Genomic DNA, 2,946 nt, shown 5'->3' with positions numbered 1-2,946 from the left:
CTATGGCAGCATGATTCCTCTCAATTCCGTGTCCGAAATCTTGACACAGGTCAAGCCGCCTCCCCGAGCGCGACGAGGCCAGCAGCGCCTCCCAGAGCCTCCTGGCCCCCGCCGCGGGGGCGCCCGCGCGCCTGGCGGCGTTCGAGAACCTGCGCCAGCCGGCGGCGGAGCACCCGGCGGCCCCGCCGAACTCGGCCAGCATCGACACCTGCCAGCGGCTCGACGGGTCGACCGCGCGCTCGAGCGCGGGGTCGGCCTCGAGCAGGGTCGCGCGCAGCCTGTTCTTCGCGCGGGTCCTGGCGGACGACGCGAACTCGCGCTGCGACGACAGGATCCGCAGCGAGGCGGCCCCCTCGGGCTCCTCGGGCGCCGGCCTGAGGGCGCGGGGCGCGCCGAGCGCGGTGCGCGCGATCACCTCGGCGTCGATGGCATCGGTCTTCGCGATGCCGGGGAAAATCCCGCGGACCTGCTTCTCGGCATATCCGGGCAGGTAGGCGCAGGGGTTCCCGTGCGCATGGGCGCGCGCGAGGACCAGCGCGCCGATGTTCCGCTTCTGGTCGACGACGACCAGCGCGCCGGAGCCGGCCCGCTCGAGCAGCCGGTCGATGTCGTCGGGCCTGTTGGCCAGCTCGGCCCTGAAGGCGATGCCCCCTTCCGCATCGAGCGCGCACGCGCTGTGCGAGCTCTTACCGACGTCGATCCCCAGGCAGGCCACGGGCGTTTCTGCTGCAGGCATGGTGTATCCTCTCCCTTGAGCCGGCCGTAAGCCGCGGGAGCGACACCCACATTACCCGGCCGTGGCCCGGTCCGGGCCCGGCACATCTCTATCAGTCGTTCCCCGCGGCACCTCCCGCCCCGGCGGCAACACGTCCCGGGCCCTCTACGGGGCAGGGGCTGACGGCCGTCCGGGGCGGTCGGCCAGCGACCACCGGTGCGGCTCAATCGTATAGCCATGCGACGGAAAAGAGCCGCCCTTTCGGACGACTCAAACTGTAATGGGGCTATTTTAGCTACCCCGTCGCAAGACCATCTACTACCGATATATCAGCTGCAGGGGAATATGAGTTGCAGCGAGACGGAACCATCACGCGCCCATGACGCCCACCTGCCATATTTGCCCTTTACCGATTTGCCGAGTCTTTGCGGCCCCATTGCCGATCACCCATGCGACAATGCGCCGGACGAGAAAGGAATCCGATGGAATCGACTGATGTACTGGTAATTGGATCTGGCATTGCGGGCCTTTGTGCCGCTATCGAAGCGGCGAGCGCGGGCGCGACCGTTGCCGTCGCAAGCGCCGGCAAGACCATGAGCGGATCGAGCTTCTTCCCGGGCACCTGGGGCCTTGGTCTTATTGGCCCCGTCGACGAAGACGACGAACAGGACCTCATCAGCACCATCCAGACCGTTGGTGGCGGCGTTGCCGACCCTACGCTCGTCCAGACGTTCGTCCACGGCATTCCCCAGGCAATTGAATGGCTCGAGCAAGACCTAGGCGTTGAGCTCCAGCGTCCGCAAAGCGCTGAGAGCGCTCAGCAAAAGCAGTTTATCCCCTGCTTCGACCACAAGACGCGCATGTGGCGCGGCCTCACCCGCAAGCCCCTTGAGGACGCGTGTACGGCTCGGATCGAATCGCTCGGCATTCGCCTGCTCCCCCGCCATGAGCTTATCGACCTTGTTGAGGACACAACCGGGAAGATTACCGGCGCCGTGCTCTACGACCGCGCAAGCGAGCATCTCGTGCCTATTGCAGCCAAGGCCATTGTCATCGCTGCGGGCGGCACAGGCGGCCTGTTCGAGCGCAGCCTCACTTCCGCCGACGTGCTCAGCTCATCACAGGGAATCGCGCTGGCGCACGGTGCGTCCCTTACTAATATAGAGTTCATGCAGATGATGCCCGGCTTCATCGAGCCTAAGCGAAACCTTGTCTTTAACGAAAAGACCTGGCGTTACGTACATGTAGACCAGCCGGTCGATATTGCCGACGGCAAGCTGGACGGTCTGCTTGAGCAGCGCTCCGGATATGGCCCTTTCACCTCGCGCTTAGCCTCCCGCGCCATCGACCTCGTCATAGATCAGGCAGGTGCAGAGGGCTTGGCGCTCCACTACGACTTCCCCCGCGAGGACGTCCCCGAGTTTGTGCAGACCTTTGCCACCTGGCTACAAGACGAGCACGGTATCGCGCCGAGCGACGAGATGCGCGTGGCGATGTATGCCCACGCCGCCAACGGCGGCATCAGGATCGACAAAACCGCGTACACGGGCGTTGAGGGTCTCTACGCTTGCGGCGAGGCGACAGGCGGCATGCACGGAGCCGACCGCATTGGTGGCTTATCAAGTGCCAACGGCATCGTGTTCGGGCGCATCGCGGGCGCATCGGCAGCCCAGGCAGCACAGAATGCACCTGAGGTGGCCCCAAAGGCGGATATCGTCCTCCCCCAGTACGGCATTGCCACAACAGATGCCGAACGCCTGACACACAGCCTTAGGCACACGATGAGCACCTATTGCATGATCAACAGGACCGAAACAGGCCTATCCGAGGCCCTGCAACAGCTTGAAAGCCTGCAAGACAAGGCCATGGCGCTGAGCAAGCCGCATGCCGATGACAGCGAGATCGCAGCCCTCGCCCGCCTACAGTCGCAGATTCGACTAGCACAGGAAATGGTCAAAGCCATGCGCAAGCGAACTGAAAGCTTAGGTTCGCACTATCGAGCAGACTAAATCGATTCTCACTTTGAGTTTGATCACAACTTCTCAACATGCGTCGAGTCCCGTAAGCAAGATTCCCCTAAGGAGAACGCGCCTACGGGGCTTTAGCCGTGTTTCCCTAAGGGAATCACGGTGCAGTTTCCCCAACTTCGCGCCCCGACGGGTTCGACCCCATGCGAGGTTAATCAAAACCACCCCTAAAAGGGGTGGTTTGCTCTTAGGGTATAACCCTTG

At 63.6% G+C, this 2,946-nt stretch carries 2 protein-coding genes; one reads left to right on the top strand and one right to left on the bottom strand.

Annotated features, from left to right (window positions below; all coding sequences use genetic code 11):
• Positions 1 to 736, bottom strand: a 736-nt coding sequence (locus tag DW029_RS11025) for a transposase (RefSeq protein ID WP_147351929.1), incomplete at its 3' end; no start/stop codon positions are given.
• A 461-nt stretch (positions 737 to 1,197) separates the two neighbouring features.
• Between DW029_RS11025 and DW029_RS11830 the strand changes: the two genes are divergently transcribed.
• Entirely contained in the window at positions 1,198 to 2,724 is a 1,527-nt protein-coding gene (locus tag DW029_RS11830; protein WP_118346171.1) for an FAD-dependent oxidoreductase, read from the top strand.
• The last annotated feature ends 222 nt before the right edge of the window (positions 2,725 to 2,946 follow it).

Origin of the sequence: Collinsella sp. AF38-3AC (genome assembly GCF_003474365.1) — a bacterium.
GTDB lineage: Bacteria > Actinomycetota > Coriobacteriia > Coriobacteriales > Coriobacteriaceae > Collinsella.
The sequence above is the reverse complement of the archived record's forward strand: the minus strand, read 5'-3'. Positions and strand labels throughout refer to the sequence as shown.